The sequence below is a fragment of the Leclercia sp. EC_58 genome, assembly GCF_019584355.1.
Lineage (GTDB): Bacteria > Pseudomonadota > Gammaproteobacteria > Enterobacterales > Enterobacteriaceae > Enterobacter.
In genome coordinates, this window is sequence record NZ_VDAM01000001.1 from 3,281,863 (window position 1) to 3,308,281 (window position 26,419).

Genomic DNA, 26,419 nt, shown 5'->3' on the forward strand with positions numbered 1-26,419 from the left:
GTTACGCACCACGCCTTCAGTAGCGGAGCAGGAAGGACATCTGATGGAAATGGAAGCCACGCAAGCACCTTAAAATCACCATCATACACTAAATCAGTAAGTTGGCAGCATTACCCGCAAGCAGGTACGCAGCGAAACAACTTTATCCGAACGCCTACTAATCGAGGCCACCGCCGAAGTTATTGCCAAAGTACGAATGGAGCATTGCAGTGATATCCGCCGGGCTAGAACCCTAGCCAACGCGCTGTTTGATGAGCTTGAGGCGGAGTGCGCAGCCGTCGACTCTCTGTGTAAGTTGGGCGAGCTAATGCTGGACGTAGATGAAAACGGGCGCGACCGCCTTAACGAGCTTTACCATGCCATCATCAGCATGCCGGAGCGCGTTAAGTCGATGAAAGCCCTGAGCGAGACGATGAAGAGTTTCATCGGCCTTGAACGGCAGGCCTATAGCATGGACGAAGGCGACCAATTTGTCAGGCTATTACGCCTATCTGTGGACCCAAATGCTGGCCGACGACGGCTATCAGTGGTTCGTGGAAGAGGGCGGACTGACTCGCGAAAACGGACAGAAATTCCGCGAGGCGATTTTGTCCCGCGGGAACAGCACTGATTTAGCTGAACTTTATCGGGCGTGGCGTGGGCACCATCCGCAGATCGAGCCGATGCTGGTGAATCGCGGCTTGAGTTCGTAAAGGGATTTTTCAGGCTGGAAACTGAACCGGGCGCGATGCCCGGTTTTTTGTCCACTTACACCCAGTCGTCGTTATGATTCGCGATAGCCCACGATATTGACCCGCTGGCGACTATTATACCCACGGTGAATCCGAAGGTCTGGAAATGGGTCAAATCATTACTCGTATCTGGAATCTGCCCCAGGGCGATGATATTTGCGACAACAGTGAGGCAGAAGTAATCAGTGATCCATTACCACCCCCGATATGAGCACTATGAGCTAATTTCCAATTAATTGTTATCTATAACATCCCGCGCCACTGGCCTCGTCGCCAAGGGACGGCGGTAAGTTGGAATTATCCGCGAGGTCAGGCCAACCACTTTAAGCCCAAGCATTTAGCCGGGGCTTTTTCGCATCTGATATCCCCATACCTGGGACTATAAGCGCATAGCGCAACGCAGTACCCATCGATTGGCAGACCAGAACCTGCCTTTTTTATTCCGGGTTCCGGGAATCACTATCAATATGTCTCGTCGTTAATTCATGCCGAGAGCCCCCTCCAATACCGCTCCCGGACAACGTCTGGAGGTAAGAAATATGCCTATGATTCCGCGACGTGATTTTGTTCCGCGGGAATGGCACTGATTTAGCTGAACTTTATCGTTAGTGGCGTGGGCATGATCCGCAGATTGAACCGATGCTGGTGAATCGCGGCTTGAGTGCGGAAGGGCTTTTTCAGGCTGGAAACAGAACCGGGCGCAATGCCCGGTTTTTTCACCTGAAAGATGCATCTGCCAGCTCAGTTGAACCTCTTGTTTATCCTCCCGCCTCGCTCGATATAACCATAAGCATGCCTTATATTTTAATGGTGGCGATTTGCCGCATATGCCAACAGGAGTTCAAAATGAAATCCAACGAGCAAGGTTCGAACAAAGATCAGTCTAAGCAGTCACAAAAGAACCCCAAAGATGACCAATCCAAACAGAAACCGGGTAAAGCCAGGTAGACTCTCATAACTAAGTTTGACGGAGGTTTTATGACTGATCGTCCAGATTACGTTGATCCTCTTCCTGATGATGAAACGCTTCCTGATGATGACATTCCTGACACACCTGATGTGAATGACCCGCTGGTCGAGGATGACCCTGATATCACCAGGAGACCGCTATAAAAATTTGATAACCGCCTTCGGGCGGTTTTTTTATGTCAAGCGTGCACAGCTATGTTGTCTAAAGGTAAAACGTTAAAGTGGAAAATAATGCGCAACGATATTGGCCAGGAGACGTGATGGATTTTTCCCCTTTTATGCACGCGTTAGCGGCACTTAGTGTCCAGTGTCTGTGCGGTCTGAAATGGAATCGGTGGGGTACGGGCGGGGCGCTGGGTTCGCTGTGGTTTATCGCCCGGGAACAGACCCAGGCTGAATACCGCTGGATTGCTCTGTTTGGTCACGGCAAGCGCGCCAATATGCCGTGGTGGGGCGGGTTTGACTGGCAGGTCTGGAATGTCGCCAGCCTGCTCGACTGGCTGGTGCCGGTGGTCGCCTGCACCCTTATCTGGCTTTTATCCCGCTCCATGCGCCAGAAAAGGGCAAATATCCCGCAGCTATAGCGCATGTTTAGTCTTTATTTATCTTCCCCATGCTAGCTTATTGAGGATCCGCAACCTGGTATGGAATGCCGGGTCCGTAGATAGCAAAATACAAATCTATCCATGCAAGCATTTACCGCCAGTCTCTGGCGGTTTTTTTTGCCTTTCAGCCTGAACATGAATTTTTTTCAACACCAGTGAATTTTTCTCGTTTGCCGTAAGCCCGGCGCTGTGACATCTTTTTTAGACATTTAGCCATCCAGAAGGCTAAAGCTTCAAGAGATGAATTATCACTGTCGGCAATTACCTGGCGGCAGTTAAAGGAGAAAAGCATGCAGCGACAACACGCCCCGTACCGTGCCGATGTGGTAGGCAGTTTCTTACGTCCCGACGCCATCAAGCAGGCACGGATCCAGTTCGCCAGCGGTGAGATTAACGCGCAGCAGCTGCGTGCAGTAGAAGACGAGGCGATTCGCCATGTGGTTGAACAGCAGTGCGCCTGCGGCCTGCAGGTGGTGACCGACGGGGAGTTTCGTCGCGCCTGGTGGCACTTTGATTTCTTCGACGGTCTGCAGGGTGTGGAGCGCTACGAATCTGAGCAGGGGATCCAGTTTAATGGTGTGCAGACCAAAGCCCACGGCGTGCGCGTCACCGGTAAACTGGGCTTCGGCAGCCATCCGATGCTCGACGACTTCCGCTATCTGCAAAGCATCAGCGGTAATGCCCAGCCGAAGATGACCATCCCAAGCCCGAGCGTGCTGCATTTCCGCGGTGGGCGTAAGGTGATCGACGCCACGGTCTACCCGGATCTGGAGGTCTATTTCGACGATCTGGCGCAAACTTGGCGCGATGCTATCCACGCGTTCTACGACGCGGGCTGTCGCAATCTGCAGCTGGACGATACCGTATGGGCCTATCTCTGCTCCGACGATCAGCGCCGCCAGATCCGCGAGCGGGGCGACGACCCGGACCAGCTGGCGCGTACCTATGCCCGTGTGCTAAACAAGGCGCTGAAAGGCAAGCCGGACGATCTGACTATCGGGCTGCACGTCTGCCGCGGCAACTTCCGGTCAACTTGGATCTCCGAAGGGGGCTACGAGCCGGTGGCCGAGATTCTGTTTGGCACCGTCAACGTCGATGCTTTCTTCCTGGAATACGACAACGATCGCAGCGGCGATTTTGCCCCGTTACGCTTTATCCGTCCGGGCAAGCAGCAGGTGGTGCTGGGTCTGATCACCACCAAAAGCGGCGAGCTGGAGAACCCGGAAGGGGTGAAAGCGCGTCTGGAAGAGGCAGCGAAGTATGTCGCGAAAGATCAGATCTGCCTCAGCCCGCAGTGCGGCTTTGCCTCCACCGAAGAGGGGAACGCCCTGACCGAAGCGCAACAGTGGAACAAGGTGCGTCTGGTCACGCAAATCGCCAGCGAAGTCTGGTAACCGCTTCTCACAGCGTTGCATTAATAAAGTGCAACGCTGTGCCATCCTGATCCGCGCCTGAGTTTAAAAATCCTCTCCAGCCCCCTGATCTCGCTGATTTTTCGTTCTGGCATCCTTTTTGCTCTGTCTCCTCCTGAATGCTTTTTCTGCGTCCACGCCGTAACGGACGATTTCGCACAGCGTTTCTTTTCAGGAGTGAAAATTATGCATCGTCGTACCTTGTTAAAAGCCTTTGCTTTGTCGGCCTCTGTGGTGGCCATGGGGATGAGTTTCAGCGTGCAGGCCGCCGACACCATTAAAATTGGCATCATGCACTCCCTCTCCGGAACGATGGCGATTTCGGAAACGCCGCTTAAGGATGTGGCGTTGATGACCATCGATGAGATCAACGCCAAAGGCGGCGTGCTGGGTAAAAAACTGGAGCCGGTGGTAGTAGACCCGGCCTCCAACTGGCCGCTCTTTGCCGAAAAAGCGCGTCAGCTGTTAAGCCAGGATAAAGTGGCGGCGGTGTTTGGCTGCTGGACCTCGGTCTCACGCAAATCGGTTCTGCCAGTGTTTGAGGAGCTGAACGGTCTGCTGTTCTACCCGGTGCAGTACGAAGGGGAAGAGATGTCGCCGAACGTCTTCTACACCGGGGCCGCGCCTAACCAGCAGGCTATCCCGGCGGTGGAGTACCTGATGAGTGAAGACGGCGGAGCGGCGAAACGCTTCTTCCTGCTCGGCACTGACTATGTCTACCCGCGCACCACCAACAAAATTCTGCGCGCCTTCCTGCACTCCAAAGGGGTTCAGGATAAAGATATCGAAGAGGTCTACACCCCGTTCGGCCACAGCGATTACCAGACCATCGTCGCCAGCATCAAGAAATTCTCTGCCGCAGGCAAAACCGCGGTGGTCTCCACCATCAACGGTGACTCCAACGTACCGTTCTACAAAGAGCTGGCGAACCAGGGCGTAAAAGCCACCGAGGTACCGGTTGTCGCCTTCTCGGTAGGGGAAGAGGAGCTGCGCGGCATCGACACCAAACCGCTGGTGGGTAACCTGGCGGCGTGGAACTACTTCGAATCGGTGGATAACCCGGCCAACCAGACCTTTGTTGCGGCGTACAAAAACTGGGCGAAAACGCAGAAGCTGCCAAACGCCGATACGGTCGTGACCAACGATCCGATGGAAGCTACCTACGTAGGCATCCATATGTGGGCCCAGGCGGTAGAGAAAGCGGGCACCACCGATGTGGATAAGGTGCGTGCGGCGATGGCGGGCCAGTCCTTTAAAGCGCCGTCGGGCTTCACCCTGACCATGGATGCCACCAACCACCATCTGCATAAGCCGGTAATGATCGGTGAAATCGAGGGTAACGGCCAGTTCAACGTGGTGTGGCAGACCGAAGCGCCGGTACGCGCCCAGCCGTGGAGCCCGTTCATCGCCGGAAACGACAAAAAACCCGACACGCCGATTAAAACCGCCAGCAACTGAATCCGGATCAGAGAGGTAAAGCCATGAAAGTCATGCGCACGATCTTCGCTCTCGTATGGCTTGCCGGACTGCTGCCAGGGATGGCGCAGGCAACGGACGCCGATAATTTTGTTGCCGCCAGCCGCAGCCAGCAGGCCGTTCTGCTGGAGCAGTGGGCCGCCGCGCCGGATCCGTCCAGGCTGCCGCTGCTGCAGGCTCTGAAACAAGAGAATGTTGTTGTCGACGACAACAAACACGCTTTTACCCGCCAGGCGGGCGGGTTAATCGCCCTCGGTGATGCGGCTCAGGCGCAGGGCTCACCTAAAGCGGTGCGCCTGACCAACCGCCTGAGGGTGCTGGCCGCCACCGCGCTCGCTACCCATCAGCTGACAGGTGACAGTGTCACCGAAAGGCTGGCGGCGGCGCGTCAGCTTCAGCGCGATCCCCAGCCGCAGATGCTGCCGTTTTTACAACGCCAGCTGGCGAGTGAAAGTGATGATGGGGTGCGGCAGGTGTTGAGCCTCGCCGTCGCCAGTCTGCAACTGACCAGCCCGCAACCCGCGGTGCGCAAGCAGGCGGTGACGCTGCTGGGAGAATCGAGCGACCCGGACGTGCAGGCCCGCCTGCTGCCCTATACCCGCGCCCAGACGGAGCCGGATGGTGAAGTACGCGAGGCCGCGGCGGAAAGCCTGCGCCAGATCCAGCATCGTCAGACGATAAGCGACCTGCTGGGGCAGGCGTTTATGGGGCTGTCGCTGGGCTCCATTCTGCTGCTGGCCGCGCTCGGGCTGGCGATCACCTATGGATTGCTGGGGGTGATCAATATGGCGCACGGGGAGATGCTAATGCTCGGGGCTTACGCCACCTGGCTGGTGCAGCAGGCGATGGCGCAGTTTACCCCACAGTGGCTCACCTTTTATCCGCTGGTGGCGCTGCCGGTGGCGTTCATGCTGACGGCGACGGTAGGTATGGCCCTTGAGCGCACGGTGATCCGTCATCTGTATGGCCGTCCGCTGGAGACGCTTCTCGCCACCTGGGGTATCAGCCTGATGCTCATCCAACTGGTGCGCATGCTCTTCGGAGCGCAGAACCTCGAAGTGGCGAACCCGGCATGGCTCTCCGGCGGCGTGCAGGTCTACGCCAGCCTGATCCTGCCGTGGAACCGGCTGGTGGTGCTGGGCTTTGTGCTGCTGGTGCTGTTTTTCACCTGGCTCATCCTCAACAAAACCCGTCTGGGGCTGAACGTGCGGGCGGTAACGCAGAACCGCAGCATGGCCGCCTGCTGCGGGGTACCGACCGGGCGCGTCGATATGCTGGCTTTTGGGCTGGGATCGGGGATTGCCGGGCTCGGCGGCGTGGCGCTGTCGCAGCTGGGGAACGTCGGGCCGGAGCTGGGCCAGGGTTACATCATCGACTCCTTCCTCGTGGTGGTGCTCGGCGGTGTGGGTCAACTGGCTGGCAGCGTGGCGGCCGCCTTTGGTCTGGGGATTTTCAACAAGATCCTCGAGCCGCAGATGGGGGCCGTACTGGGCAAAATTGTGATTCTGGTGGCGATTATTCTGTTTATTCAGAAGCGCCCGCAGGGGTTGTTTGCACTGAAAGGGAGGGTAATCGACTGATGAGCCAGCCACTGACCTTAACCCTGGCGCGGAAAGCGCCGCGCAGCGTCCCGATACTCCTCGGCCTGATCCTCGCCGCACTGCTGGTGCTGCCGTTTCTGGCGCTGCTGCCCGCCACCCATCCGCTGGCGGTCTCTACCTGGATGTTGACGCTGGTGGGCAAAATCCTCTGCTATGCCATCGTTGCCGTGGCGCTGGATCTGGTGTGGGGCTACGCCGGGATGCTCTCGCTCGGCCACGGTCTCTTTTTTGCCCTCGGCGGCTACGCCATGGGAATGTACCTGATGCGTCAGGCTGCAGGCGACGGCCTTCCGGCGTTTATGTCCTTCCTCTCCTGGAGCGAATTACCCTGGTACTGGTGGGGCACCCAGCATTTCGCCTGGGCGCTGGTGCTGATTGTGCTGGTTCCGGGCCTGCTGGCACTGCTGTTCGGCTGGTTTGCCTTCCGCTCGAAAATTAAGGGGGTCTACTTTTCGATCATGACCCAGGCGCTGACCTTCGCCGGGATGCTGCTGTTCTTCCGCAATGAAACGGGCTTTGGCGGCAACAACGGGTTTACTGGCTTTACCACGTTGCTGGGCTTTTCCGTGACCGCCACCACCACGCGTATCGGATTGTTTATTGCCACCGTGCTGCTGCTGGCCGCCTCGCTGGCGGTGGGCTATGCGCTGGCGAAAAGCAAGTTTGGCCGCATTCTGACGGCGGTGCGGGATGCGGAAAACCGGCTCACCTTCTGCGGCTACGATCCGCGCGGTTTTAAACTGCTGGTCTGGACCCTGTCCGCAGTGCTGTGCGGACTGGCCGGGGCGCTCTACGTTCCGCAGGTCGGGATCATCAACCCCGGCGAGATGTCGCCCACTAACTCCATCGAAGCGGCGATCTGGGTGGCCCTCGGCGGTCGCGGAACCCTGATCGGCCCGGTAATTGGCGCGGCATTGGTCAACGGTGCAAAAAGCGTTTTTACCGTGGTGATGCCGGAGTACTGGCAGCTGTTTCTCGGGCTGATCTTTATCGCGGTCACGCTGTTTTTACCGCGCGGGGTCACGGGCCTGTTGCGCAAAGGAGATAAATAATGCAGCCAGCCGAAGCGTTATTTACCCGCCAGCTTCCCGGAGATCGTTACCGCGATCAAACCGACCCGGTGTTGCAGCTGGAGGGGATCAACGTCAGCTTTGACGGTTTTAAAGCACTTACCGATCTGTCGCTCAATATTGGCGTGGGGGAGTTGCGCTGCGTGATTGGCCCCAACGGCGCCGGGAAAACCACCCTGATGGATGTTATCACCGGTAAAACGCGCCCCCAGAGCGGACGGGCAATTTACGATCAGACAACCGATCTCACCACCCTCGACCCGATAGCCATTGCCCGCCAGGGCATCGGGCGCAAATTCCAGAAGCCGACGGTGTTTGAGGCCCTGACGGTATGGGAAAACCTCGAGCTGGCAATGAAAGGGGATAAATCGGTGTGGGCCAGCCTGCGCGCCCGGCTGAGCAGCGAGCAGGGGGACAGGATCAATGAAATGCTAAGCCTGCTTCGCCTCGGCGGGGAGCGGCATCGCAGGGCAGGGTTGCTGTCGCACGGCCAGAAGCAGTTCCTGGAGATCGGCATGCTGCTGGTGCAGGAGCCGCATTTGTTACTGCTCGACGAACCGGCCGCCGGGATGACCGACGCCGAAACCGAGTACACCGCCGAGCTGTTCCGCACCCTGGCGGGTAAACACTCCCTGATGGTGGTGGAGCATGACATGGGTTTTGTTGAAACCATTGCCGATCACGTGACGGTGCTCCATCAGGGCCGGGTGCTGGCGGAGGGCTCGCTGCGCGACGTGCAGGCCAACGAGCAGGTAATAGAAGTCTATCTCGGACGCTAAGGAGCGCGGATGCTTAAGGTTAATGAACTCAATCAGTATTACGGCGGGAGCCACATTCTGCGCGGGGTCAGCTTTGAGGCGCTGCCGGGCGAAGTCACCTGCCTGCTCGGGCGCAACGGCGTAGGTAAAACCACGCTGCTGAAGTGTCTGATGGGGCTGATACCGGCGCGCAACGGGGAGATCCTCTGGCAGGGCACAAATCTTACCCAGGCTAAACCGCACCAGCGGGTGCAGGCGGGTGTCGCCTATGTGCCGCAGGGGCGGGACATTTTTCCCCGCCTGACGGTGGAGGAGAACCTGCTGCTTGGCTTATCGCGCTTTCCGGCCCGCGAGGCGAAGCAGGTGCCCGACGAGATCTGGCGGCTGTTTCCGGTATTACAGGAGATGAAGCAGCGTCGGGGCGGCGATCTCTCGGGCGGGCAACAGCAACAGCTGGCAATTGGCCGGGCGCTGGCCAGCCGTCCGCAGCTGCTGATTCTGGATGAGCCGACGGAGGGGATTCAGCCGTCAGTGATCAAGGAGATCGGCCAGGTGATCCGCCAGCTCGCCAACCGGGGCGATATGGCGATCCTGCTGGTGGAACAGTTCTATGATTTTGCCGCCGAGCTGGCCGACAGTTATCTGCTCATGTCCCGGGGAAGCATTATCCAGCGCGGGCGCGGAGAGAACATGGAGCAGGAGGGTGTCCGCGGCCTGGTCGCAATTTAACAGGGTTGTTTTGCGCAATGTTATACTATAACATCCTCACTTACTTAAACGGAGTGAGGATATTATCTTGGCAGGACATATTGGTAAGTTTGCAATGACTCTGGGGGCGCTGCTGGTCAGCGGCCAGCTGTATGCCCATTCCCACGGACATCAGATGACCGAGGCGGAACAAAAAGCGGCTAACGGCGTGTTTGACGACAAAGACGTAAAGGATCGCCCGCTGTCCAACTGGGACGGCGTCTGGCAGTCGGTCTATCCGTTTCTGCTGAGCGGCGATCTCGACCCGGTATTCAAAAAGAAGGCGGAGAAAGACAAGAGTAAAACTTTTGATCAGGTAAAAGCCTACTACCGTACCGGTTACGCCACCGACGTAGAGAGCATCGGCATCGAAAATAATGTGATGGAATTTCATCGCGGGAAAAACGTCGCCAGCTGCGAATATGTCTCTAACGGCTATAAGATCCTGACTTACGCGTCCGGTAAAAAAGGGGTGCGCTACCTGTTTGAATGTAAGGACGCCAGCAGCCAGGCGCCGAAATTTGTCCAGTTCAGCGACCATATTATCGGCCCGCGCCAGTCCAGCCATTTCCATATCTTTATGGGCAATACTTCCCACGAGGCGTTATTAAAAGAGATGGACAACTGGCCAACCTACTATCCAAACGAAATGTATAAAGAGCAGGTCGTTGAGGAGATGTTGCACCATTAATTTCGGTGCGATATGTGTGCCGGGTGGCGGCTGCGCCTTACCCGGCCTACTAAAGCTCTACGCTATATTAAATTGGGCGTTTCATCCCACGCCTTCATCCGCATCCCGCGCAAAATCATCATCCACGCCAGCACAATGGCGACCATCATGATCACAAACAGCGACCAGTGCGGAAGGTGGGTTAGTATCAGCCCGGTGATCATCGGGTTAAACGCCGCACCCAGCCAGCCGAGCGCCTGGGCGGAGAAGTAGCTCGCCTTCATGCCCGGTGGGGCGATATTGTCGATAAGCATATATTCGCCTGGCGCATAAATAATTTCGCCGATGGTAAACACCGCCGCGGCAATACCCCAGTAGACCAGATTCTCGCCGGAGAGCATAAACCCCGCCAGACCAAGAACGAAAAATAGGGTGCCCAGGGTCATCAGCGGGCGAATATTACGTGCCGACAGTTTGCGACCAATGATGTATTGCAGGGAGACCACCAGCGCGGCATTCACCGGGAGCACCACAGCCACCACCTTTTGGGCAAAATCGCTGTCGTAATCGGCCGCCAGCACATACTGAGAGATACAGCTGGCGAACGAGCCGCCCACGTAGGAGGCCAGCAGCCCGGAGAGGGTATACCAGAACAGCGCCCGGTCACGAAGCAGCACCGAGGGCTGCCACGGCACCGGGGCGTTTTCACCGTCGGCCGCCACGCTTTTCTGCACATAGCGCTGAACTAAAACCAGCGGCAGCGCAGCGCAGAAGGCGGCAACCCAGAACGGCAGTTGCAGGCTGTACATCACCAGCAGCGTGCTCAGCGGCGGTCCAATGGTCCAGCCAATGTTCAGAAAACTGTAGTTTAACGAGAAAACGCGCGCCTTTTCCGCCGGGCTCAGCACATCGGAAAACCACGCCTTCAGCACCGTGGAAAAGACCGAATAGGCGCAGTTGATGAGCGAGAATGCCAGCACCACCATGACTGCATTATCCACCAGCGGAATCGCCAGAAAGCCCAACGCCACTGCGGTAATGGCGATCAGCATATAGCGGTTTTTATCGAACTTGTCGGCCAGAATGCCAAACCCTAAGCTGAATACCACGCCAATCGTCAGGGCCACCGTCAGGGCATAACCAATATTCTCCACGCTCATGTTGAAGACGCGGGTTAAATAGATGGTCATAAACGGCAGCGTGGCGCCGCGGCCAATGGTGAGTAATAGCGATGACGCCAGCAGCGCTGCGGTTGAACGCCTGAGAGACTGTTTCATTTTCCTGCCCGACAAATGCATGTAAATTTTTGTAATATCTATCAGGATTATCACGCCATAAGCATCTTGTATAGCACCCAATTTATCCCTAAGTGCTTTGCCTGCCTGTCAGAATTAATGATCTGTTCCTCGCCCGTTTTTTTGGTTACTTTGATAAGTGTTTACAAAAATTTAATAAACAGGGGCAGGGTATGACGCGCAAAGACGGGCTGCTGGCGTTGCTGGTCGTGGTGGTTTGGGGACTGAATTTTGTGGTGATCAAAGTCGGGCTGCACAATATGCCCCCGCTGATGCTGGCCGGTTTACGCTTTCTGCTGGTAGCCTTCCCGGCGCTCTTTTTTGTCGCACGCCCGAAAATCCCGTTTCGTCTGTTGCTGGGCTACGGTCTGACCATCAGCTTTGGTCAGTTTGCCTTTCTGTTTTGCGCCATTAACTTCGGCATGCCTGCCGGGCTGGCTTCCCTGGTGCTGCAGGCGCAGGCATTCTTTACCATCATCCTTGGAGCAATGGTGTTTGGCGAGCGGCTGCAGGGTAAGCAGCTGGCGGGGATCGCTCTGGCCGTCGTCGGCGTGCTGGTGCTGGCAGAGGCCAGCCTCAACGGGCAGCACGTCGCGCTGCTGGGCTTTTTACTGACTCTGGCGGCGGCATTCAGCTGGGCCTGCGGCAACATTTTCAACAAAAAGATCATGCAGCTGGAGACGCGTCCGGCGGTGATGTCGCTGGTGGTGTGGAGCGCGCTTATTCCGATTGTGCCCTTTATGCTGGCCTCCTGGCTGATGGATGGCCCGACGGTCATGCTTAACAGCCTGGTCACTCTCGATCTCACCACCATTTTGTCGCTTTTCTACCTGGCCTTTGTCGCCACCATTATCGGCTATGGCATCTGGGGCTCACTGCTCGGACGCTACGAAACCTGGCGGGTGGCGCCGCTGTCGCTGTTAGTACCGGTGGTGGGGATCGCCAGCGCGGCGCTGCTGTTGGATGAAAAGCTCGGCGCATTGCAACTTGCAGGGGCAATTCTGGTGATGGCAGGGCTCTATATTAATGTCTTTGGTTTTCGCGTGCGCCGGACAGCGCGGGTGAGAAGCTAAAAAAAAGCCCCGCGCGGGCGGGGCAAAACGAATTAATTGTGCTGATTGTAGTACGGCACCCCTAATTCGTCGGATTTGTCGCTGCCTGCGCCCATATGGTTAAAATCGTGAGGCGACTGACCGTTAGCGGTCGGCAGAATCATCGTGTCGCGGCTGTGTGGCTGCGGCACGGATGGCGTTTGCTCCGCAAAACTCTGGCCTGAGACCAGCACCAAAGCGGTAAAGGCGGCGGAAGCGAATAGTTTCATGATTTCCTCGATACGTCTTAGAGCCTAACTCACCAGGCTCTTAATACAGGCGATTAGCAGTTACAATGATTGATCGGAAGCAGATACCGGGATTCCCCATGCATATTGGTAATACGGTATTTATGCGGCGGCACATCGAAGTAGTTCTTGAACGTGCGGGTCAGGGTCTGTTGCGATTCAAACCCGTAACGCTCAGCCAGATACAGGATCGGCTCGTTACTTTCCTTCAGCTTCTGTGCGATTTCCGTTAATTTGCGGCTGCGGATGTACTGGCCTAATGAGTGGCCGGTCTCTTTTTTAAACATCCGTTGCAGGTGCCATTTTGAGTAACCTGAGCGCTCAGACACTTTTTCAAGCGAGAGCGGTGACTCCAGGTTATCTTCGATCCAGTCCAAAATGCTATGAATAGTGATGGCGTCAGTATTGCGTCTGGACATCGTCATACCTCTTTCTGTTTACGGCAGGATTTTCTTAAGCAAACGCTCAAGAGTTGCCACTTCGTCCGCCGTTAAGTTTTTTGTTAGTTCCTGGTGCAGCTCTTGTCCTACTAATTGATGACATTTTTCACACATTTCCGCGCCGTTGCTGGTCAGTTGCAACAGCACGCCGCGTTTGTCATTCGGATTCGGGCGGCGTTCAATCCACCCTTTGCAGACCAGCCGATCGATCATTCGGGTCAGCGCGCCGAGGTCCACAGATAAGATTTTCTTCAGCTCAACCGGGGTAATACACCCTTCGCAGCGCACAGAACAAAGCACTTTAAACTGCGTAGCGGTGATATCCAGCGGCGACAGATAGTCATTGAGCAGGCGATCTTTCTTCTGGTTAACCATATAGATAAGGCGACCCAGCGGAATGATTTCGTTGAAGAGGTCACTGGTGCTTTTCACAATGGTTGCCCTGGCAAGTAGTTTAATCACGGCAGATATTATTGCTCAGGCAACTATAAGTCAACTGAATGCATTTGCTTATGACACGATTTGCTAAAGCGATTCAGATCAAGTTTTTGCCCGTTTTGTCGTTCTATCCATCACCAGAATAAATTGATTCCGTAACGAAAATATTACTTACGATGTGTGCGTGGCTGAAACAGGCGGTTTAACCTTATAATTGCCCGGTTAAATTTTGATAAGGACAACTCAGTAAAATGGTTGATTTAATTAAAGCAATTGGGCTTGGGCTGGTGGTATTGCTGCCGCTGGCTAACCCGTTAACTACCGTTGCGCTGTTCCTGGGTCTGGCGGGCGATATGAACCGTGAGCAACGTAACCACCAGTCGCTCATGGCATCCGTATACGTCTTCGCGATCATGATGGTGGCGTACTACGCCGGGCAGCTGGTCATGAACACCTTCGGGATCTCTATTCCCGGCCTGCGTATCGCGGGTGGACTGATCGTTGCTTTTATCGGCTTCAGAATGCTGTTCCCGGCGCAAAAAGCGACGGATACCACCGACGCGCAGGACGCGCTTGAGGAGAGGCCGGGTAAAGAGGTGCCGAATATCGGCTTTGTGCCTTTGGCGATGCCCAGCACCGCAGGGCCGGGCACCATTGCTATGATCATCAGCTCTGCCTCAACGGTGCGTAGCGGGTCAACTTTTCCGGAATGGGTGGTGATGCTTGCGCCGCCGCTGATCTTCGCCCTTATCGGCGTGATCCTTTGGGGCTGTCTGCGCAGCTCCGGCGCCATTATGCGCTGGGTAGGCAAAGATGGTATCGAAGCGATCTCCCGCCTGATGGGCTTCCTGCTGGTCTGCATGGGCGTGCAGTTTATCATTAACGGCGTGCTGGAAATTATCCAGACCTACCCCTAATCATTGAACCGGGTGGCATTCCGCCACCCGTTCGCCTCGCTAGCCGTGATGGGGCTGCTCTTCCAGCGTGACGGGCCATTTGCGGAAAATCAATACCGACCAGATTAACGCCGCCAGCGCCGGTATCGCCCCCAGATAGCCGATTGATGCCATCGACAGATGCAGGCTTATCTGATTCCCCACCAGCGCACCTGCGCCAATCCCCAGATTGAAAATGCCGGAAAAGAGCGCCATCGCCACGTCGGTGGCATCGGGCGCCAGCGCCAGCACTTTAACCTGCATCCCAAGACCAATAATCATGATCGCCACGCCCCAGACCAGGCTCAGCAGCGCCAGATGCATTTCGCTCCCGGAGGCGGGGAGCAGAAGCAGCAGACAGACCAGCAGCAGGCCAATAGCGCTGCTGACCAGCGTAGAGGCGTGACGGTTGCCGAGCTTACCGAACAGCAGGCTGCCGATAATGCCGGCGCCGCCCAACAGCAACAGCAGTACCGTGGCGAAGCGGGCGCTGAATCCGGCAACCGACTGCACAAACGGCTCGATATAGCTGTAGGCGGTGTAGTGCGCAGTCACCACGACGACCGTCAGCAGATAGAGGCTCATCAGCGCAGGGCGACGCACCAGCAGCGGCAGGCTTTTCAGGGAGCCGGAGTGCTCGCTCGGCAGTTTCGGCAACAGTTTAATCAGACACAGCAGGGTGAACAGCGCCCCGAGGCCGATAACGAAAAAGGTGGTACGCCAGCCAAAATATTGCCCGACGATGCGGCCCAGCGGCAGCCCAAGCACCATCGCCAGCGCGGTGCCGGTCGCCAGCAGGCTCAGCGCCTGGGCGCGCTTCCCAGCCGGGGCCAGGCGGATAGCCAGCGAGGCGGTAATCGACCAGAAAATGGCGTGGGCAAACGCAATCCCGATCCGGCTTATCACCAGTACGGTAAAGTTCCATGCCAGGAACGACAGCACATGGCTGGCGATAAACAGCACGAACAGGCCGATCAGCAACGCGCGGCGCTCAATCTGGCTGGTGAGCAGCATAAAGGGGAGCGACATCAGCGCTACCACCCAGGCGTAGATGGTAAGCATGATCCCCACCTGCGCCGTCTCCATGCCGAAACTGCTGGCGATGTCCGAAAGCAACCCGACAGGGACGAACTCCGTGGTGTTAAAGATAAACGCGGCGACGGCGAGGGTCACCACCCGTAGCCATGCGACCCGGCGGGAAACTGTGTTGGTTGTCATAGGAATGTCAGGGATCGGTTAGGTATATGAGGTGTTTTGATCTTAAAACCATCACTGATGGAAATACAATCATTTTGTGATGCAGATCTCACTGTGGTGGCAAAGTAATCGCTGGTGAAATCGGTTATTTTCCATGAATATAGGATGCAACATTAAGTTAACAGTAGGTAGAGCGATGCAGGAAATTGAGTTTTATCTCGTTGATGCGTTTAGCGATAGCGCATTTGGCGGTAATCCGGCAGCAGTGTGCCCCCTCGCGGAGTGGTTGCCGGATGAGACGCTACTGAAGATGACGCAGGAGCATAATCAGTCGGAGACCGCCTTTTTTGTGCGCCATAAAGGTGGCATCGAACTGCGCTGGTTTACCACCCACGGCGAGGTCAACCTCTGCGGCCACGCGACGCTTGCCACCGCCTGGGTGTTGTTCAACGAGATGGACTATCCCGATGCCCGGATCCATTTTGATACTGCTTCCGGCAGGCTCACCGTCAGCCGGGACGGTGACTGGTTAACCCTCGATTTCCCGGCCTGTCCGACGGAGGCCCAGACCCCACCGCCAGAGATGCTCCACGCGCTGGGGATTGACCGCTATGTCGAGGCCCGTAAGGGACGCGCCTGGGTGCTGGTGCTGGAAAACCGTCAGCAGGTTGAGGCGGTTACGCCTGATATTCAGGCCATGACCCCCGGCGAGCACAAAGTGTCGATTACCGCCCGGGGCGAGGGCGAATACGATTTTGTCAGCCGCTTTTTCTCGCCGGGCGTGGCATTGTGGGAAGATCCGGTTACCGGCTCGGCGCATACCATGCTGATCCCCTACTGGAGTGAAAAGCTGAACAAAACCTCGCTGTTTGCCCGCCAGGTCTCTGCGAGGGGTGGCGATGTGCGTTGTGAACTGAAGGGCGACCGGGTGCTGATGAGCGGCAAGGCATCACTCTACATGAAAGGTCATCTGTTTTTACGCTAATAACAAGGGTTAACCCAATGAAAGAAATAGCATTGTATCTGGTCGATGCGTTTAGCGACCGCGCATTTGGTGGGAATCCTGCAGCCGTTTGCCCTCTGGAGGCGTGGCTGCCGGATGAGGTTCTGTTAAAGATGGCACAGCAGCATAACCAGTCGGAGACCGCGTTTTTCGTGCGCACCGATACCGGTTTTGAGCTGCGCTGGTTTACCACGCTGCATGAAATTAACCTGTGCGGTCACGCCACGCTTGCCAGCGCCCACGTGATTTTTGAATATCTCGACTACCCGCACACGGAGATCGTTTTTTCCACCCGCTTTGTCGGCGAACTGCGGGTTAAGCGCAGCGGCGACTGGCTGACGCTGGACTTCCCGGCATGGGGTTGTGAGGCGGTGGAAAACCCACCCGAACTGCTGTTCAGCACCCTGGGTATCCGTGAGGCGAAAGAGGTGCGGGCAGGGCGCGATTATATGGTAGTGCTGGAAAACCAGCAGCAGGTTGAGGCCCTAACCCCGGATATCGACGGCATGATGCCGCTGGGTAAGATGGTCTGCGTCACCGCCCCGGGGGATGAGTATGACTTTGTCAGCCGCTTCTTCTGCCCGGGCGAAGGGGTGGCGGAAGATCCGGTTACTGGCTCCGCCCACAGCATGTTGATCCCTTACTGGAGCGAGAAGCTGGGTAAAACTGCTATGCAGGCTCGCCAGGTCTCCGCTCGCGGCGGCGATCTGCGCTGCGAGCTGAAGGGCGACAGGGTGTTGATTAGCGGGCAGGCGGCGCTCTATCTGAAGGGCACCGTTTTCCTCCGCACGCTTTAGAAGCCTTTGTTGTGCTTTAACCACTCCACCTCTTCAGGGGTGGAGCTTCTCCCCATAATGCTGTTGCGGTGCGGATAGCGGCCAAAGCGCGCAATAATCGCGCGGTGTTTGATTTCCGCATTGAGAAAGCCCGGCTCATTCAGGGCGGTAAACAGCCGCTCTGCTTCCTGATGAATGACCCGTGATTCCGCATGCATCATCGGCAGTAGCGAGACGCCCTTTTGGTTGCTGTCCAGTTCATGCCACATCGGCTGATAAACCAGCTCCTGAGCCAGAATCAGGGCCATACCATCCTGCTGCCAGGCGCGGGGATCGTTGCGGTTCAGGTTACGCGAAAGCTGATCCAGCAAAATAATTTCCGCCAGCCGTCCGTGCGGCCTGTCCCGCCAGTGAAATAGCTCCCCCCGGCAGGCGGCCTGCCACAACGGGTAGAAGCGATGTTTGCACTGGGCGTCAAAATCATCGTTACGGGAAAACCAGAGCGCCTGGTGTTGGTCGTGAAACCAGAATTCAAGAAGCGGGGTGTATTCCATGGTAGCTCCGGCGTTGGGGATAGTGGTTAAAACGTAGCACAATTGTTGCTCACTCTCTGTGGGAGAGGGGCACTCATTACCCTCGTCGGCATCGCCCAGCGGCGCTGCGCTTGCACGGGCCTACACCCCCCCGTAGGCCGGGTAAGGCGCAGCCGCCACCCGGCTTAAGGCCGCACAATCTACCCCAACGACGCCCCCCCGCACAGTACCAGTTCCTGCCCGGTGACGGGCGCAGCCTCGGCGCTCAGCAGATAGCTCACCATTGCCGCTACCTCTTCCGGGGCGATGAGCCTCCCCATCGGCGGCATTTTTGGCGGTGACGTTTCCCGCCCCGGCGCGCTCAGCATCGGCGTCTGGGTTGCTCCCGGCGCAACCACGTTGGCGGTGATCCCCCGCGGCGCCAGCTCTGCCGCCCAGCTGCGCACCATGCCTACCAGTGCCGCTTTGGTGGCGACATACTGCGACCGGCCCGCGGCACCGCGAGAGGTTCGGCTGCCGATAGCCACCAGCCGTCCACCGGCGCTCATCCGTGGGGCAAAGTGGTTGAACAGGATCTCGGCGGCGTGAATATGCAGCCCCCACAGGCGGGCGCTGACTGCCGGATCCAGCTCACCGAGCTGGGCGGCAGCCATCATCCCAGCGGCGTGAATAATCGCCTGTGGCACCGGAAGGGCGTTGAGCGCGCCAGAAATCGTGACAGTGTCACTTAAATCGACGCTCAGGCTGGTGAAGTACGGATGGGCGTTATCCACCCCGCGACGGCTGATGCCCGTTACCTGCCAGCCCTCGGCCAGCAGGCGGTTAACGATCGCTTCGCCGATGCCGGAGCTGGCCCCCGTGACGATGGCTGAACGCATATCACCCCTCCAGCAGCGCGCGCGGCACTTTAAACACCGCCTTGCGCACGGTCATGGGTTCATCCACGGCACACAGCGCCTGATGGGGTTCTCCGGGCAGAAATACCGCGAAATCGCCGGCGCGCAGGGTGATGCTCACCGGATGAACCGCGCCGGGAGCGATAAAGAGATCCGGCTTGCGCTCTTCGTCGCCCACCTTGGCCAGCGACTGCGTGCCGGCGTTAATGATCTCTTCACCCGCCAGCACCACCTGAATATCGGCCCACTGATGGTGATATTCAGTATGGCGCTCGGCCTGCGGCTGAGTCTGCGCCGGGCCGATATGGCAGAACCATGTACAGCCTTCCGGCTGCCAGCGTCCGTCATCCCGGGCAGTTAGCGCCGCCAGAGTGCACTCCGGGCGATGGAGGATCTCACGGAGAGCGCAGGGCAGCCCTGCCAGCGGCAGGGCGTTAAGGTGACCGATAATCACTGTTGCGACTCCTTCACCCATTCCGGGGATACGCGTACGTATTTGATCGCCTGACGGAAATACGTGTAGGCGATATGCAGCGTGCCGTCGGAGCTCTGCTTGATGCTGGGATAGGAAAACTCACGGTTGAGCTTCTCCAGCGAGTTGTTGGTCATGCAGTAGCCGTCGCCTTCATCGAGATTGCGCTGCCAGGGCCAGCTTTTCCCGCCGTCGTTGGATATCGCCACCGTCATCGGCGCGCGCGGTGCGCCCCAGAACGCGGCGCGGCCATCGGTCACTTCCGGCTCTTTACGCCCGTCGCCGTCGTCGATCTCGTCATACAGCGAGGCGCGACGCTCCAGCGCCCCCGCCGCGCTCATGTGGTTAAACACCAGCGCCAGCTCGCCGCTCGCAAGGGTGGTGACCTGAATCGATGAGTTGTTGTTCGGCAATTCAGTCGGCTCCGGCACCGACCAGCTTTCGCCGTTGTCCAGCGACTGGCTGATGTAGATATTATCCGCCCAGCGGCTGCGGTAGAGCGCCACCAGATTGCCGTTTTTCAGCGCCGTAATGTTCATATGCACGCAGCCCAGGCTCTCCGGCACCTCGACATCGCGCCAGCTTTTCCCCTGATCTTCCGAGATTTTTACCGCGCTGATGTCGTCGTTACCTACCCATTTTTCGCCCGGCTTAGTGCGGCAGTAGAAGACAGGCAGCAGCCAGTTGCCGTTCTCCAGCACCACGATGGGCTGGCGAATAAAGGTGCCGGGCTTATCGAGCAGGGTGGCGATCTCCCCCCAGCTCTGGCCCAGATCCTCAGACTTGCGGTAGCGCACGATGGCGGTATCCTGGTTGCCGGAGATCTGCGCGGTCCACAGCAGCCACAGCACGTTGTCAGGGGCAAGGAACAGGACCGGGTTCTGCTCCGAGCGGCTGGCGTCGTCGGAGAGCTTCACCGCCGCGCTCCACTGATTGCTGCCGGGGGCCAGGCGCGACCCCCACACCGAAATATCAGCGATCCCTTCCTGGGTGCCGCCGAACCAGACGCACATCAGGGTGCCATCCGGCAGCGGCAGCAGGTTCGCGGCGTGGTTCTGCGGGCAGGAAGAGGGCAGCATCGCCGTTTCCACGCGGGCATCCTCTGGCTGCGGGCGAACAATCCCGTCACGGGTTACGGTTACAGACATATCAGACTCCATTATGTTGAACAGGGGCATGCGCTTTGCGATCCGCTTTATTCGGGATGATGCGGTCGAGAACCATAATCACCGCCGGGGTGATCAGCGCAATGTACATATTGTTAATACCAAACGGGTCGCCCAGCAGATACCACAGCGAGGTCATCACACAGGCACCAATCAGGCCAGCGTTGGCACCGCGGGTGCTTTTGAAGAACGGGGCGTAGAAGGCGATCACCGCCACCACCGAAATCGACAGACGAATGGCGCGGGTGAAGAACGACAGCTTCAGCACTTCCGGTACCAGCAGGACGAAGATCAGCGGCAGGAAGCCAATCAGCAGCGACAGCCAGCGGGTCGCTTTAAACTCCTGCTCCGGGGTGGGGTTGCGGTATGGCACGTAGAAATCTTTCACCACCAGCGAAGCGATAGCCAGTGCCACGGTACTCACGCTGACAAAAATCGACGCCACAAGTGACGTTGTCACCAGGCCGGCCAGCCATGGATTCATGTCCTGCAGGAAGATAGGCATGGCGTAGAGGCTGTCGATCTCCGGGTGCAGATACTTCGCCGCCACGCCAATCACCGCAATCGCCAGCGCAATCGGCAGGCAGAAGAAGAAGGCGACCCAGGTGGAGCGTTTCGCTGATTTCACATCCTTGGTGGACGAGATGGCCTGGATAACGAACTGGGTACAGAAGATGGAGCCGATGGTGCCGATCAGCCAGGCGACGATGGTGCTGGCGCCGATGTTGCCGTCCCAGGTCCAGTAGTAGCTCGGCATCTGCTCAATCATAGGCGTAAAGCCGCCGGTTTTAGAGAGCGCGAAGCCCATGATGATCAGGATGCCGAAATATTTCAGGGCGCTGTGCAGCAGCGTCACCCACGCCACCCCCTTCATGCCGCCAAAGGCGAAGTAGAAGGTACTGACAACCGCGGTAATAAAGGCGGCCACCGGCAGGTTGACCTTCAACACGGTGGAGATCGCCGCCGCGCCGGAGACATAGTTGCCGACGTTTACCAGCAGCAGGGCGTAGATCATGATGATGGAGATGATGTTTTTGGTGCTGTTGCCGTACTTCTCGGCAATCGCCCCGGAGATGGTGATTTTGCCGGTGTTATAGATACGTTTCACCAGCAGCAGGCCAAACAGCGGGAAGCCGATGGCTGCGCCAATCACCGACCAGGAGGCGGCAAAACCATCCTCGAACGCTGCCTGGGCGGTCCCGATGGTGGACTTAGCGCCGATATATTCAGACATCAGCAGGATCCCGACGATAAAGGCCGGCATCGCCCGGGAGCCTTCCATAAAATCACCGGTGTTTTTACTGCGTAACCGGAAGGTCAGCCAGGTGGTAAACAGGATGTAGACAATCACGATGCCTACGATGATCAGGGTATCTTCAGCGGTAAAATTGTTCATCTTTGCCTCTCTTCAGGGCGTAGGAAACCTGGGCACACCCGGTGCCCGGTATTCTTATGGACGAAATCAAACGCCGGTTACTGCAGTGACTTCGTCACTATCTGGCGGATCTGTTCAGTCTGTTGCGCATCGAAAGCCACCGCGTAGCGGCTTTCACCCACCTCTTCGCTCATCACCTGCAGCGCTTTTTTTACCGCCGCCGGAGAGAAGGCCACTTTATACAGATTCGTGCGCAGTTCAGTCACGCCATCCTGCGCCCGACGCGAGCCCTCAACATCGCCCGCATGGAAACGCGTCCAGATGGCGTTGATCGCCTCCGGCGCCACGTTCGCCAGCCCGGAAATACAGGCCGAACAGCCCTCAACAAAGCCCTGATGGATGAGCGAATCGGGGCCGTTGAGCACGTCAAAACCGTCGATATCCGCTACGGCTTTCAGGAACCCGCTCAGGCTCTCGTAGCTGCCTGCGCTGTCCTTAATGCCGATGATGTTCGGGTGCGAAGCCAGCACCCGCGCGGTCTGCGGCTCGATGGTATTGCCGGTGCGCGCCGGAATGTTGTAGAGAAATACCGGCACCGTCAGGGCATCGGCGATGGCGGTGTAGTGGGTAATCAGTTCCGCCTGGTTCATGGGAACAAACCATGGGGTGATTACCGAGACGGCATCCACGCCGAGGGTTTCGATCTGCTTGCCGAGACGAATAGTGGCGCGGGTGGAGATTTCCCCGATATGCGCCACCACCGGCGCACGCCCGGCGACCTCTTCCACGCAGGCGCGAGTGACGGCCACTTTTTCCTCTTCGGTCAGCACGAAAAACTCCCCGTTGGTGCCGCCGCAGAAAATGCCGTTACCCGCCGCCAGCTGACGCTGGATCTGGCGTTTCAGCCCCGGCAGATGCAGGGCGCCGTCGTCCGTAAAGGGGGTGACGATCGCCGTCAGCACGCCTTCAATCTTGTTACGCATTATTCACTCCTTCGATATTAACGTTCGGGGAACAGGGTCTGGTAAATACCCTGTACCTCGGCATGGCTGACCTGACGCGGGGCGTTATTCATCAGGCGTTTTACGTTCAGGGCGGCATCGCTCAGGGAAGCGATATCATCCCGCGGGACGCCCAGCGTCTCGAGGTTGTCCGGTAAGTTCAGGCGGCGCACCAGGGCGGCAAACCACTCCACCAGCGCGTGGGATTTCGCTTCCATCGACAGGGAGGTATCGGCACCCGGCACCAGATCCCACACTTGGGCAAATTTTTCCACCGCGTCCGGGCGCACCACGCGCATGCAGGGCGCTAACAGGATGGCGTTCGCCACCCCATGCGGCAGGTGATATTTGCCGCCCAGCGGATAGGAAAGGGCATGCACCAGATGGGTTCCGGCATGGGCGATGGCTACGCCGCCGTAGTAGGACGCCCACAGCATTTCGAGCTTCGCCGCCAGGTTGTGCGGCTCGGCGCAGGCGGTTTCAATGTTATTGACCAGCTTGCGCAGACCAATCAGCGCTGCGTTATCGCTCACCGGATTCGCGACGGTGGCGGTAAAGCACTCGATCAGGGGGCACAGGGCGTCGATCCCGGTCGACGAGGCGATGTGCGGCGGCATGCTGGTGGTCAGTTCCGGCAGCAGCGCCACGTAATCGGGCAGCAGTACCGGGGAGATAATGCCGATTTTGGTGCTCTGCTCGGGTATGGCGAGGATCGCGTTCGGCGTGGCTTCGGAGCCAGTACCGGCGCTGGCGGGAATCAATAATGAAGCAAGGCGCTGGGTGGGCTTTTCACCTGCCAGCAGGGCGTCCAGCCCCGGCGAGGCCGGATGGCACAGCACGGAGAGCAGTTTCGCTACATCCAGTACGCTGCCGCCGCCTACGCCCACCACCAGATCAAAAGCGGTATCGTTGATGTCAGCCAGCAGAGCGTGAACGTCGTGATGCGTGGGCTCTGGCGGCACGCGCTCAATCACGCTGACGCTGCGGTTATCGGCTTCCAGCAGGGCGCGGATAGCGCGGGCGGCCTCCAGACGGGCAATATTACCGTCGGTGACCAGTAAAAGGCGCGACTTGCCTGCTAGCAGTGGCGCGAGGGCCGGGATCGCACCCGCACCGCTGATTATCGTACTGTTAATGGTTAACACATTGCTCTCCTGTTGCTGTGTCTGTGATTGATTTCGCTCAAAACAGGCAATCACAGTCATCGTGTCTCTAAATTTATAATTTATTCGCAAACCGAATAACTTGATCTTGCTCACATATAATCAATCATGATTGAATATAATCATTAACAGGAACGACGAACCTTTGGGGATGAACGTGAACAACCTGAACAGAGAGATCGTGGTGATCGCCGACGACTTTACCGGCGCTAACGACGCGGGGGTGAGCCTGGCGCTAAGCGGCAAAAAAGTCAGCGTGGCGTTTCAGACGCCTTTTACCGACGACACCGATGCGCTGGTTATTAATAGCGATAGCCGGGCGATGAAGGCATCAGAGGCGGCTGAAAAACTGACGCAGTATGCGACCGACGTTCACGCGGCCAAATGGCTGATTAAGAAAATTGACTCAACGCTTCGCGGCAACCCGGGCGCTGAAGTAGAGGCGCTGCTGAGGCTCAGCGGTAAGTGCCAGGCGATTATCGCCCCGGCATTTCCGGCCGCTGGGCGCACCACCGAAGAGGGCGTCTGCCTGGTGAACGGCGTGCCGGTGACGGAGACCGAGTTTGCCAGCGACCCGAAAACCCCGGTACGCCACGCGCATGTAGCGAAGGTGCTGGCGGAGCAAACCCGGCTTAAAAGCAGGGTGGTCACGCCGGCGGAACTTGCCACAGCGCTCGCGAGCGATGCGCGTCTGGTGATTGTGGATGCGCAGACCGACGCGGAGCTGGACCAGATTATCAACACGGCGTTTGCCTGCGATGAAAAGCCGCTGCTGGTGGGCTCCGCCGGGCTGTGCGATGCCCTGGCGCGCCGTCTTGCCACGCCGCGCCAGCTGCTGGCGGTTATCGGTTCGATGAGCGAAATTGCGCAAAAGCAGATCCAGCGCGTGCGCGACCAGCACAATGTCAGCACGGTATTAATTGATATCAATGATGTGTTTAACGGGACGATGGCGGGATACCAGCAGCAGATCGCCCAGGCGCTTGCGGCAGGCCAGCACTGCGTGGTGCATACCTGCGCTGACACCCAGGCACGGCATCAGATAGAGACGCTCTGCCAGCAGCACGGGTTAAACCGCGCGGCGCTGGGAGAGACTATCAGCGCCTTTCTGGGTGCGCTGACGCGTAACGCGCTGGAGATCAGCCACCCGGCGGCGCTCTATGTCTCCGGAGGAGACGTGGCGATGGCGGTTGCCAGCGCGCTCGACGCACAAGGTTTTGCCATTCGCGGACAAGTGGCGCAGTGCGTGCCGTTTGGTCGATTTTTGGGTTGTCGCTGGCAGGGGCCAGTCATGACCAAAGCGGGCGGTTTTGGTACTGAAACCACGCTGCTTGAGGTTTTGCATTTTATCGAGGAGAAGATGAGTGACTAATATCATTGCTGTAACGATGGGTGACCCGGCGGGCATTGGCCCGGAAATCATTATCAAATCCCTGACCGAGGGGGAGCTCTCCGGCGCGCCTGTCGTGGTGGTGGGTTGCGCCCGTACCCTGCAACGGGTGCTGGAAAAAGGTATCACCGCGCCGGCGGAGTTACGCGTGATCACTCGCGTCAGCGACGCACAGTTCGGCCCGGCCATCATTAACGTGCTGGACGAACCGCTGGCGGAGCCCGACAGCTTACAGCCCGGCGTGGTGCAGGCTCAGGCCGGTGACCTGGCCTACCGCTGCGTGCGTCGTGCCACCGAGCTGGCGATGGCGGGCGAGGTGAAAGCCATTGCCACCGCGCCGCTGAACAAAGAGGCGCTGCATCTGGCGGGCCATCACTATCCCGGCCATACCGAACTGCTGGCGCACCTGACCGACAGCAAGGATTACGCGATGGTGCTCTATACCGATCAGCTGAAGGTGATCCACATCACCACCCACATCGCGTTGCGCAAATTCCTTGATACCCTCAACCAGGATCGGGTAAAAACCGTGATTGGCATTGCCGATACCTTCCTCAAGCGGGTGGGCTACACCAATCCTCGTATTGCGGTGGCCGGGGTTAACCCGCACGCCGGGGAGAACGGTCTGTTTGGTGATGAAGAGATCAAGATTGTCGGCCCGGCCGTTGAGGCGATGAAGGCCAAGGGGCTGAATGTGTTCGGGCCGTGTCCGCCGGATACGGTATTTATGCAGTGCCACGAAGGCATGTACGACATAGTGGTGGCGATGTATCACGACCAGGGCCATATTCCGTTAAAATTACTCGGTTTTTATGACGGGGTGAACATCACCGCCGGGCTGCCGTTTATCCGTACTTCAGCTGACCACGGCACCGCATTTGACATTGCGTGGACAGGTAAAGCGAAGTCTGAGAGCATGACGGTTTCTATCCAGTTAGCGATGCAAATCACACGGGAATAA

Annotated in this window: 29 protein-coding genes and 3 pseudogenes; 19 read left to right on the plus strand and 13 right to left on the minus strand. The window is 57.8% G+C overall.

Annotation, left to right across the window (positions count from 1 at the left end; all coding sequences use genetic code 11):
• The coding region (locus tag FHC51_RS23280; RefSeq protein ID WP_130054469.1) for an IS1 family transposase at positions 1-60 on the minus strand (60 nt) is incomplete at its 3' end.
• 55 nt (positions 61-115) lie between these two features.
• On the opposite strand from FHC51_RS23280, the pseudogene FHC51_RS22985 reads away from it, so the two are divergent.
• The 13 genes and pseudogenes from FHC51_RS22985 to zinT form a co-directional block, all read left to right on the plus strand.
• Positions 116-499 (plus strand): annotated as a pseudogene (locus tag FHC51_RS22985) (hypothetical protein); the annotation flags it as partial.
• Positions 474-692 (plus strand): annotated as a pseudogene (locus FHC51_RS16140) (M3 family metallopeptidase); the annotation flags it as partial. The pseudogenes FHC51_RS22985 and FHC51_RS16140, both read left to right, overlap by 26 nt.
• A 588-nt stretch (positions 693-1,280) precedes the next feature.
• Positions 1,281-1,397, plus strand: a pseudogene (locus FHC51_RS23110) (hypothetical protein); the annotation flags it as partial.
• Complete coding sequence (locus FHC51_RS16145; RefSeq protein ID WP_220436032.1) at positions 1,371-1,679, plus strand: hypothetical protein; 309 nt, start codon at positions 1,371-1,373, stop codon at positions 1,677-1,679. The pseudogene FHC51_RS23110 and the gene FHC51_RS16145, both read left to right, overlap by 27 nt.
• Before the next feature lie 30 nt (positions 1,680-1,709).
• A complete protein-coding gene (locus FHC51_RS22990; protein WP_231604280.1) occupies positions 1,710-1,844 on the plus strand; it encodes a hypothetical protein in 135 nt (44 codons plus the stop codon).
• Between the two features lie 116 nt (positions 1,845-1,960).
• The gene (locus FHC51_RS16150; RefSeq protein WP_220436033.1) at positions 1,961-2,284 is read left to right on the plus strand and encodes a hypothetical protein; all 324 of its coding nucleotides are present in this window, start codon (positions 1,961-1,963) and stop codon (positions 2,282-2,284) included.
• A gap of 311 nt (positions 2,285-2,595) precedes the next feature.
• Entirely contained in the window at positions 2,596-3,699 is a 1,104-nt protein-coding gene (locus FHC51_RS16155; protein ID WP_220436034.1) for a cobalamin-independent methionine synthase II family protein, read from the plus strand.
• Positions 3,700-3,903: 204 nt separating this feature from the next.
• Positions 3,904-5,175 (plus strand): urea ABC transporter substrate-binding protein, encoded by a 1,272-nt coding sequence (gene urtA, locus FHC51_RS16160; protein WP_103824459.1) that lies wholly within the window; start codon positions 3,904-3,906, stop codon positions 5,173-5,175.
• A gap of 23 nt (positions 5,176-5,198) precedes the next feature.
• Positions 5,199-6,773 (plus strand): urea ABC transporter permease subunit UrtB, encoded by a 1,575-nt coding sequence (gene urtB, locus FHC51_RS16165; protein WP_220436035.1) that lies wholly within the window; start codon positions 5,199-5,201, stop codon positions 6,771-6,773.
• Positions 6,773-7,846: an urea ABC transporter permease subunit UrtC gene (gene urtC, locus FHC51_RS16170; protein WP_220436036.1), complete on the plus strand. Its 1,074-nt coding sequence runs from the start codon at positions 6,773-6,775 to the stop codon at positions 7,844-7,846. Before urtB ends, urtC begins: the two co-directional genes overlap by 1 nt.
• Positions 7,846-8,643: an urea ABC transporter ATP-binding protein UrtD gene (gene urtD / locus FHC51_RS16175; protein WP_103179546.1), complete on the plus strand. Its 798-nt coding sequence runs from the start codon at positions 7,846-7,848 to the stop codon at positions 8,641-8,643. The genes urtC and urtD overlap by 1 nt, the downstream gene beginning before the upstream one ends.
• A gap of 9 nt (positions 8,644-8,652) precedes the next feature.
• Positions 8,653-9,351: an urea ABC transporter ATP-binding subunit UrtE gene (gene urtE / locus FHC51_RS16180; protein WP_220436037.1), complete on the plus strand. Its 699-nt coding sequence runs from the start codon at positions 8,653-8,655 to the stop codon at positions 9,349-9,351.
• A gap of 67 nt (positions 9,352-9,418) precedes the next feature.
• Positions 9,419-10,060 (plus strand): metal-binding protein ZinT, encoded by a 642-nt coding sequence (gene zinT, locus FHC51_RS16185; RefSeq protein ID WP_220436038.1) that lies wholly within the window; start codon positions 9,419-9,421, stop codon positions 10,058-10,060.
• A 62-nt stretch (positions 10,061-10,122) separates the two neighbouring features.
• Here the strand turns inward: zinT and ydeE are convergent, their stop codons facing one another.
• The gene (ydeE, locus tag FHC51_RS16190) at positions 10,123-11,316 is read right to left on the minus strand and encodes an efflux MFS transporter YdeE (RefSeq protein ID WP_220436039.1); all 1,194 of its coding nucleotides are present in this window, start codon (positions 11,314-11,316) and stop codon (positions 10,123-10,125) included.
• Positions 11,317-11,507: 191 nt separating this feature from the next.
• Here ydeE and eamA point away from each other — a divergent pair, with 191 nt between their 5' ends.
• Entirely contained in the window at positions 11,508-12,407 is a 900-nt protein-coding gene (gene eamA / locus FHC51_RS16195; RefSeq protein WP_220436040.1) for an O-acetylserine/cysteine exporter, read from the plus strand.
• A 32-nt stretch (positions 12,408-12,439) separates the two neighbouring features.
• Here eamA and marB read toward each other — a convergent pair whose 3' ends face one another.
• Genes marB through marR form a run of 3 tightly spaced genes read right to left on the minus strand, consistent with a single transcriptional unit; the run spans position 12,440 to position 13,545 of the window.
• Positions 12,440-12,655 carry a multiple antibiotic resistance protein MarB gene (marB, locus tag FHC51_RS16200; RefSeq protein WP_103179554.1) on the minus strand — a complete coding sequence of 72 codons (216 nt, stop codon included), beginning with the start codon at positions 12,653-12,655 and terminating at the stop codon, positions 12,440-12,442.
• A 53-nt stretch (positions 12,656-12,708) separates the two neighbouring features.
• Positions 12,709-13,092 carry an MDR efflux pump AcrAB transcriptional activator MarA gene (gene marA, locus FHC51_RS16205; RefSeq protein WP_139156372.1) on the minus strand — a complete coding sequence of 128 codons (384 nt, stop codon included), beginning with the start codon at positions 13,090-13,092 and terminating at the stop codon, positions 12,709-12,711.
• Positions 13,093-13,110: 18 nt separating this feature from the next.
• Positions 13,111-13,545 (minus strand): multiple antibiotic resistance transcriptional regulator MarR, encoded by a 435-nt coding sequence (gene marR / locus FHC51_RS16210; protein ID WP_103824448.1) that lies wholly within the window; start codon positions 13,543-13,545, stop codon positions 13,111-13,113.
• A 257-nt stretch (positions 13,546-13,802) separates the two neighbouring features.
• Between marR and FHC51_RS16215 the strand changes: the two genes are divergently transcribed.
• Positions 13,803-14,468 carry a MarC family NAAT transporter gene (locus FHC51_RS16215; protein WP_220436041.1) on the plus strand — a complete coding sequence of 222 codons (666 nt, stop codon included), beginning with the start codon at positions 13,803-13,805 and terminating at the stop codon, positions 14,466-14,468.
• 39 nt (positions 14,469-14,507) lie between these two features.
• On the opposite strand, the gene FHC51_RS16220 is transcribed toward FHC51_RS16215, so the two are convergent.
• Positions 14,508-15,704: a sugar transporter gene (locus tag FHC51_RS16220; protein WP_220436042.1), complete on the minus strand. Its 1,197-nt coding sequence runs from the start codon at positions 15,702-15,704 to the stop codon at positions 14,508-14,510.
• Between the two features lie 175 nt (positions 15,705-15,879).
• Here FHC51_RS16220 and FHC51_RS16225 point away from each other — a divergent pair, with 175 nt between their 5' ends.
• Together FHC51_RS16225 and FHC51_RS16230 are read left to right on the plus strand one after the other, a co-directional pair.
• Positions 15,880-16,668, plus strand: a complete 789-nt coding sequence (locus FHC51_RS16225; protein ID WP_220436043.1) for a PhzF family phenazine biosynthesis protein — start codon at positions 15,880-15,882, stop codon at positions 16,666-16,668.
• 17 nt (positions 16,669-16,685) lie between these two features.
• Positions 16,686-17,483: a PhzF family phenazine biosynthesis protein gene (locus FHC51_RS16230; protein ID WP_220436044.1), complete on the plus strand. Its 798-nt coding sequence runs from the start codon at positions 16,686-16,688 to the stop codon at positions 17,481-17,483.
• On the opposite strand, the gene FHC51_RS16235 is transcribed toward FHC51_RS16230, so the two are convergent.
• The 7 genes from FHC51_RS16235 to FHC51_RS16265 all read right to left on the minus strand — a co-directional run bounded on the left by FHC51_RS16235 (position 17,480) and on the right by FHC51_RS16265 (position 24,050).
• Positions 17,480-18,016, minus strand: coding sequence for a DUF924 family protein (locus tag FHC51_RS16235; protein WP_114387110.1), 537 nt, complete (start codon positions 18,014-18,016; stop codon positions 17,480-17,482). The genes FHC51_RS16230 and FHC51_RS16235 overlap by 4 nt on opposite strands.
• 179 nt (positions 18,017-18,195) lie before the next feature.
• The gene (locus FHC51_RS16240; protein ID WP_220436045.1) at positions 18,196-18,873 is read right to left on the minus strand and encodes an SDR family NAD(P)-dependent oxidoreductase; all 678 of its coding nucleotides are present in this window, start codon (positions 18,871-18,873) and stop codon (positions 18,196-18,198) included.
• Between the two features lies 1 nt (position 18,874).
• Positions 18,875-19,345 (minus strand): YhcH/YjgK/YiaL family protein, encoded by a 471-nt coding sequence (locus tag FHC51_RS16245; protein WP_220436046.1) that lies wholly within the window; start codon positions 19,343-19,345, stop codon positions 18,875-18,877.
• Positions 19,342-20,511 (minus strand): exo-alpha-sialidase, encoded by a 1,170-nt coding sequence (locus FHC51_RS16250; protein WP_220436047.1) that lies wholly within the window; start codon positions 20,509-20,511, stop codon positions 19,342-19,344. The genes FHC51_RS16245 and FHC51_RS16250 overlap by 4 nt, the downstream gene beginning before the upstream one ends.
• A 1-nt stretch (position 20,512) precedes the next feature.
• Positions 20,513-21,925, minus strand: a complete 1,413-nt coding sequence (locus tag FHC51_RS16255) for a sodium:solute symporter family protein (protein ID WP_220436048.1) — start codon at positions 21,923-21,925, stop codon at positions 20,513-20,515.
• A 77-nt stretch (positions 21,926-22,002) separates the two neighbouring features.
• Positions 22,003-22,887 carry a dihydrodipicolinate synthase family protein gene (locus FHC51_RS16260; RefSeq protein WP_220436049.1) on the minus strand — a complete coding sequence of 295 codons (885 nt, stop codon included), beginning with the start codon at positions 22,885-22,887 and terminating at the stop codon, positions 22,003-22,005.
• A 17-nt stretch (positions 22,888-22,904) separates the two neighbouring features.
• On the minus strand, positions 22,905-24,050 hold the full coding sequence (locus FHC51_RS16265; RefSeq protein WP_220436050.1) for an iron-containing alcohol dehydrogenase: 1,146 nt from the start codon (positions 24,048-24,050) through the stop codon (positions 22,905-22,907).
• 169 nt (positions 24,051-24,219) lie between these two features.
• Between FHC51_RS16265 and FHC51_RS16270 the strand changes: the two genes are divergently transcribed.
• Together FHC51_RS16270 and FHC51_RS16275 are read left to right on the plus strand one after the other, a co-directional pair.
• The gene (locus FHC51_RS16270; protein WP_220436051.1) at positions 24,220-25,440 is read left to right on the plus strand and encodes a four-carbon acid sugar kinase family protein; all 1,221 of its coding nucleotides are present in this window, start codon (positions 24,220-24,222) and stop codon (positions 25,438-25,440) included.
• Positions 25,433-26,419, plus strand: a complete 987-nt coding sequence (locus FHC51_RS16275) for a D-threonate 4-phosphate dehydrogenase (protein WP_220436052.1) — start codon at positions 25,433-25,435, stop codon at positions 26,417-26,419. The genes FHC51_RS16270 and FHC51_RS16275 overlap by 8 nt, the downstream gene beginning before the upstream one ends.